At 62.2% G+C, this 6,773-nt stretch carries 6 protein-coding genes; all 6 read left to right on the top strand.

Annotation, left to right across the window (positions count from 1 at the left end; translation table 11 throughout):
• A partial coding sequence (locus EN925_RS17180) for a methylenetetrahydrofolate reductase (protein ID WP_128336733.1) occupies nucleotides 1-826 on the top strand: 826 nt, incomplete at its 5' end.
• Nucleotides 823-1,689 (top strand): formyltetrahydrofolate deformylase, encoded by an 867-nt coding sequence (purU, locus tag EN925_RS17185; protein ID WP_027163729.1) that lies wholly within the window; start codon nucleotides 823-825, stop codon nucleotides 1,687-1,689. The genes EN925_RS17180 and purU, both read left to right, overlap by 4 nt.
• Nucleotides 1,690-1,744: 55 nt before the next feature.
• On the top strand, nucleotides 1,745-2,950 hold the full coding sequence (locus EN925_RS17190) for an aminotransferase class V-fold PLP-dependent enzyme (RefSeq protein WP_024505109.1): 1,206 nt from the start codon (nucleotides 1,745-1,747) through the stop codon (nucleotides 2,948-2,950).
• A 13-nt stretch (nucleotides 2,951-2,963) separates the two neighbouring features.
• Complete coding sequence (locus EN925_RS17195; RefSeq protein WP_128336735.1) at nucleotides 2,964-3,923, top strand: D-glycerate dehydrogenase; 960 nt, start codon at nucleotides 2,964-2,966, stop codon at nucleotides 3,921-3,923.
• A gap of 78 nt (nucleotides 3,924-4,001) precedes the next feature.
• Nucleotides 4,002-5,276: a serine hydroxymethyltransferase gene (glyA, locus tag EN925_RS17200; RefSeq protein ID WP_024505107.1), complete on the top strand. Its 1,275-nt coding sequence runs from the start codon at nucleotides 4,002-4,004 to the stop codon at nucleotides 5,274-5,276.
• A 319-nt stretch (nucleotides 5,277-5,595) separates the two neighbouring features.
• On the top strand, nucleotides 5,596-6,773 hold a 1,178-nt coding region (locus EN925_RS17205; RefSeq protein WP_164894249.1), incomplete at its 3' end, for a porin.

The raw sequence follows: 6,773 nt of genomic DNA on the forward strand, positions 1-6,773 counted from the left end.
GTCGATCGAACTGGCACCGGCGCAGGCACCCACCTTTGCGCCACCAGCCGACTGCTTCCCGCTTGGCTCGCGCGTCTTTCTTACTCACCTTCCCGGCAAGCCCGAGGCTTTGCAAATCGAAGCAGCGCGCCGGATCAAGGAGTTGGGCTTTGTGCCGGTGCCACATCTGGGCGCGCGGAACTTCAATTCGGAGCAGGACTATATCGATCTTGTCACCGCCCACAGTCGAAACGGGATAAGCGAAGCGCTCTTTCTTGGCGGCAATCCGGCTCTCTTTCCGGGGCCGTTGGGAGAGGCAACCCAGTTGCTCGCCCATCCCGTGGTCAAAGACAGTGCGATACGAACCGCCTTCGTTGCCGGCTATCCGGAAGGGCATCCAAGCATCGTCGAAGCCGTGCTGACGGACGCATTGCGGCGCAAGCTCGACATCTGTGCCGAGCAGTCGCTGGAAGCCAGGGTCGTATCGCAATTCGCCTTCGATGGCGACATGATCGCCGCCTGGGCGAGCAGTCTGCATACGGCGCATCCCGGGCTGCCGGTTCATGTTGGTCTGGCCGGTGTGACCAGCCTTACCAAACTCATCCGGTTCGCCATGATGTGCGGTGTCGGCCCTTCGATCGCGGCGCTGCGGCGTTCCGCCAGCGGCCTCTTCAACATCGTGGCCGACCGGAACCCAGCCGAGATCTTACAAACCATGGCGGCAAGCTACCCGGCGCCGACCGCGCCACTACACCTCCATTTCTTCCCATTCGGCGGATGGGAAAAGACGCTTGCCTGGTTCGCCGATTATCGCGAGGCGTGCTGGCCGCGGGTCAACGAACGATGAATTGTGCAGCGCTTCGACTGTCGTTCATTCTGACGCTGTCCTGCGAAGACCAGGCCGGGATCGTAGCGGCAGTGACGACCGAACTCGCCAACCTTGGCACGAACATTGCTGAAAGCAGCCAGCATTGGGACAGGGCCTCGAACCGTTTCTTCATGCGCATTGCCTTTTCGGCGCCCGCCTGGGTGTCTGCCGATGCCATCACCAAGGGACTTGCGCCTGTGGTGGATCGCTTCGGCCTGAGCAGCCGCCTGCTTGAGCGGAGCCGTCGGCCGAAAATCGTCATCATGGTCTCGAAGTTTGACCATGCATTGCTTCACCTCATCTACCAGATCCGTGTTGGCTGGCTCGAAGCCGAGGTCGCAGCGATCATCTCCAACCACGAAGACAGCCGCGAAACTGCGGCATGGGCTGGCATTCCCTACCACGTCTTGCCCATCTCGAAGGAGAACAAGCAGGAACAGGAAGGCCGGATGCTGGCGGTGATCGAGGACGTCGGCGCCGACCTCGTCGTCCTGGCTCGCTACATGCAAGTGTATTCCGACGACCTCGCGGGGCGCCTGTTCGGCAAGGTCATCAACATCCACCATTCGTTCCTGCCAAGCTTCAAGGGCGCGCGGCCGTATCACCAGGCTTTCGAGCACGGAGTGAAGCTGATCGGCGCCACGGCTCACTATGTGACCGCCCAACTCGACGAGGGGCCGATCATCGAGCAGGAAACCGAGCGGGTAACGCATTCCATGAGCGTCGAGGATTTTATCGCGGCCGGCCGTGACATCGAAAGCCGCGTTCTGGCGCGTGCCATCAAACGGCACCTCGAAGCCCGCGTGATGATCAACGGACGAAAAACGGTTGTGTTCGCGTAAGGCGGCAACACCGACCCGTGTGTGGCGATGCTCATATCAACAGGAGAACCAGATCATGAAAAATGGAACGGCGCATCTCTTTATCCCGGGTCCGACCAACATTCCCGACGCTGTGCGGCGGGCCATGAACGTGCCGATGCAGGATATGCGCGCACCGGATTTTCCGGAACTGGTGCTGCCCTTGTTTCGCGACCTGAAGCGGATATTCAAGACCGAGACCGGCAGCGTCTTCATCTTTCCGGGCTCAGGCACCGGTGCCTGGGAAGCGGCGATCTCCAACACGCTCAATCGTGGCGACCGGGTGCTGATGTCGCGTTTCGGCCAGTTCTCGCACCTGTGGGTCGATATGGCCGAGCGCCTTGGACTTGAGGTCGATTGCATCGATGTCGAATGGGGTGAGGGGGTTCCGCTCGACGCCTATCGGCAACGGCTGGGCGACGACAAGGGCAGCAAGATCAAGGCGGTATTCGCCACCCACAACGAGACCGCGACCGGCGTGACGTCCGACGTCGCCGGCGTGCGTGCCGCGCTCGACGAAACGGCTCACGATGCGCTGCTGTTCGTCGACGGCGTCAGCTCGATCGGCTCGATCGATTTCCGGATGGACGAATGGGGCGTCGACCTCGCCATCACCGGTTCGCAGAAAGGGCTGATGCTGCCTGCCGGTCTCGGCATCCTGGCGGTGAGCGCCAAGGGTCTGGAAGCGCACAAGCAGTCGCGCATGGAGCGTTGCTATTTCAGCTTCGAGGATATGCAGGCTTCGTCCAAGACCGGCTTCTTCCCCTATACGCCGCCAACGCAGTTGCTGCTTGGCCTGAGAGCCAGCCTCGACCTTATCTTTGCCGAGGGACTGGAGCAGATTTTTGCCCGGCACCACCGGCTCGCCGAAGGTGTGCGCCGCGGCGTGCATGCGTGGGGACTAAAGCTCTGCGCCAACGAGGAAAAATGGTGGTCGGATACGGTTTCGGCGATCGTCGTCTCCGAGGACGTCGATGCCAGACAGGTCATCGCCAACGGATATTCCAGATATCGCACATCCTTCGGCGCGGGCCTCAGCAAGGTGGCTGGCCGCGTGTTCCGCATCGGCCATCTCGGCGACCTCAACGAGGTCATGTGCCTCGCCGCCCTGGCCTCGGCGGAAATGTCGTTACGCGACGCCGGAGCCCGAATCGAGGCCGGCTCCGGTGTTGCCGCTGCGCAGGAATGGTACCGCGCCGAGATCGGCCGGACCTTGCAGCCGCGGCACGAACGCGCGGCTTGAGAGGATCGTAGCCATGAGCAAACCGAAGGTAATCGTTACCCGGCGCTGGCCGCATGAGGTCGAACAGCGCCTTGGCGACCATTTCGATGTCACGCTGAATGAAGCCGATCGGCCCTATGAGCAACAAGAGCTTCGCCAGGCCCTGCTGCTTGCCGATGCCGTGCTGCCGACCGTAACCGACCGGCTTGGCGCGGATCTCTTTGCAGGCGGGGTCAGGGCAAGAATACTTGGCAATTTCGGTGTCGGCTTCAACCACATCGACATTGCCGCTGCCAGCGCAGCAGGGCTGATCGTCACCAACACGCCCGCCGTGTTGACCGATGCCACCGCCGATCTCGCCATGACGCTGCTTTTGATGTGCGCGCGCCGTGCCGGAGAGGGCGAGCGCGAGCTGCGCTCCGGCAAATGGACCGGTTGGCGGCCGACGCATCTCTGCGGCACCCAGGTCAGCGGCAAGACCGTCGGCATCATCGGCATGGGAAGGATCGGCCAGGCCATGGCCAGGCGCTGTCACTTCGGCTTCGGCATGGAGGTCGTCTTCTTCGACAGCCAGCCGGTTCCCCACCCCGGCATGCCGGCGCGGCAGCTGGCGACTGTGGACGAGGTGCTGGCGGCCTCGGATTTCGTGTCGCTGCATTGTCCGGGCGGTGGCGAAAACCCCCGCCTCATCAACGAACGTCGTCTTGCCCGCATGAAGGAATCAGCCTTCCTGATCAACACCGCGCGCGGCGATGTGGTGGATGAGGACGCACTGGTCCAGGCGCTGCGTGAGCGTCGGATTACTGGTGCCGGGCTCGACGTGTTCGAGACGGAGCCGTCCGTGCCGCGCGCCTTGACGGAGCGTGAAGATGTCGTGCTGCTGCCCCATCTGGGTAGCGCCACCAGCGAAACGCGCATCGCAATGGGCATGCGGGTGATCGACAATCTGTCGGCCTTCTTCGAAGGCCGCACCCCGCCTGACGCAGTGAACTAGCTCCCCGTTTCAGTTCCAACACCAGGCATGGCGACGCCGAAAACCGTGTCCGCCTTTTGCCGCCAGGAGACGAGCAGAATGACCGGCTTTTTCCAGAGGAACCTCAAGCTCCAGGATGCGGTGGTCGCCGATGCGATTGCACGCGAGATGGGCCGGCAGCGGTCCGAAATCGAGCTGATCGCATCCGAAAATATCGTTTCGCCGGCTGTGCTGGAGGCACAAGGCTCGGTGATGACCAACAAATATGCCGAGGGCTATCCGGGGCACCGCTACTACGGCGGCTGCCAATATGTCGATCTGGCCGAAGCGGCTGCCATCGACAGGGCCTGCCGGCTGTTTGGCGCGGCGCACGCCAATGTGCAGCCGCATTCCGGCGCCCAGGCCAATGGCGCGGTGATGCTCGCCATGCTGAAGCCGAGCGACACCTTCATGGGTCTGTCGCTCGCCGCCGGCGGGCATCTGACGCACGGTGCCCGGCCGACACTGTCGGGAAAATGGTTCAACGCCGTGCAATACGGCGTGCGCCAGAGCGACTGCCTTATCGACTATGAGGAGCTAGAGGCCAAGGCGCGGGAAACACGGCCAAAGCTGATTATCGCGGGTGGATCGGCCTATCCGCGCATCATCGACTTCAAGCGCATCCGGGCGATCGCCGATGCCGTCGGCGCGCTGATGATGGTCGACATGGCGCATTTCGCCGGCCTGGTCGCCGGCGGCGTGCATCCCAACCCGGTGGAGGTCGCCGATATCGTCACCACCACGACGCACAAGACGCTGCGCGGCCCGCGCGGCGGCATGATCCTGACCAACAACCAGGACATCGCCAAGAAGCTGAATTCGGCGGTGTTCCCTGGCCTGCAGGGAGGCCCGCTGATGCATGTCATTGCTGCCAAGGCCGTTGCCCTGGGTGAAGCCTTGGAGGACGGGTTCAAGACCTATGCCCGGCAGATGGTGGCGAATGCCAGAAAGCTGGCCGCGACGCTTGGCGAGCGCGGATTCGACATTGTCTCCGGCGGAACCGATACGCATCTGCTGCTGGTCGACCTGCGCGGCAAGGGCCTGTCCGGCAAGGACGCGGAGGAGGCGTTGGGCAGGGCAGGGCTGACCTGCAACAAGAACGGCATTCCTTTCGATCCGGCGCCGCCTGCCGTCACCTCCGGTATACGGCTGGGCACACCGGCCGCCACCACGCGCGGTTTCGGCGAGGGCGAGTTTGCCCGTGTCGGCAATCTCATAGCCGACGTGCTGGATGCGGTCGGAACGCAATGGGGCGCCGAACAGGAGAAGGCGGCTCGGCGGTCGGTCGAGGAGCTTTGCGAGGCATTCCCGATCTACGAGCCCAGACCCGGTTGACCATCCGGGGAGCGCGCCACAGGCAGATACATGGCTGCCGCGGACAGGGCATTAGCCACAGATATGATTTTGCGTAGCAGCGCCATTCGTGACGAGTTGCGCCTGTCCTAACGTCATCGCGAAATCACCGCATACATCCACCGCCAAGTTTGTCGTTCGAGCCATTTTGCAAGCAATTTCCGTCGATTGACGGAAGTGGCGCCTTCGGCTGCGGACGGCAGGAGGAGCTTGGATCCATGGGTGCGGCGTTTTCCGGGGAGCGGGTTGCCAGCCTCGAAAGATACCCTGGCTTTTTTTGATCTTTTGAATGGAGAGGAAAATGAACATTAAGAGCCTTCTTTTCGGCTCAGCTGCGGCTCTGATCGCAGTTTCCGGTGGGCGCGCCGCCGACGCCGTCGTTGTTGCCGAGCCGGAACCCGCTGAATACGTCAAGATCTGCGACGTCTACGGCGCTGGTTACTTCTACATCCCCGGCACCGAAACCTGCCTGCGCATCGGCGGCTATGTCCGCTACGACGTCGGCGTGGGTGATGCCGGTTCGTTCGATGGCGTCAATCACGTTCCTGACAGCATGGGCGAAGACGACCACTCGACCTACTGGAAGAATGCCCGCTTCAACCTGAAGACCTGGACCGGCCAGGAAACCGAACTCGGCACGTTGAAGACCTACACCGAGACCCGCTTCAACTTCGGCAACAGCTTCGGCGACTATGCCAACCAGGCCACGACCAACGACAGCCGCAACAACTGGCAGGCCCGCAACACGGGCATTACGCTGAACTTCGCCTGGATCCAGATCGGTGGTCTGCGCGTCGGTAAGGACGACCCGGCCTTCGACACCTTCATCGGTTACGCCGGCAACGTCATCAACGACACGATCGTCCCCTATGGCGGCTTCGACAGCAACGTCGTCCAGTACTACTTCGACCTCGGCAACGGTTTGTCGGGCGTGGTTTCCCTCGAAGAAGGTAGCGGCAGCGCTGGCCCGACCGGCGTCCCGCCTTTCGCGTACATCAGTTCGGGTTACGACACGATCGACAGCTATGTCCCGCATGTCGTCGGCGGCGTGAAGTACACGCAGGGCTGGGGCGCGATCACGGGCGTCGCTGCTTATGACAGCACCTTCGAAGAATATGCCGGCAAGGTTCGCTTGGACGTGAACGCTTCGAGCGCTCTGTCTCTGTTCTTGATGGCCGGTTACGGCACCGACAAGAACATCGACCGCAACTTCTATAAGCAGTGGGGCGGCAACTGGGCAGTCTGGGGAGGCGGCACCTACAAGTTCAACGAGAAGACCTCGTTCAATCTCCAGGTTTCCGCTGACGATGACAAGAATTACGGTGTCGCGGCAAACGTTGCCTACGATGTCGTCCCCGGCTTCACGGTCACGGCCGAAGTTGACTATAACCACGATGGCAAGTTTGGCCAGATTGACAACCGTAACTGGGTCGGCGCTACGAAAGAGAATAGCGTCGGCGGCCTCCTCCGCTTCCAGCG

It is taken from the genome of Mesorhizobium sp. M7A.F.Ca.US.006.04.2.1 (genome assembly GCF_004022915.1).
Lineage (GTDB): Bacteria > Pseudomonadota > Alphaproteobacteria > Rhizobiales > Rhizobiaceae > Mesorhizobium > Mesorhizobium ciceri.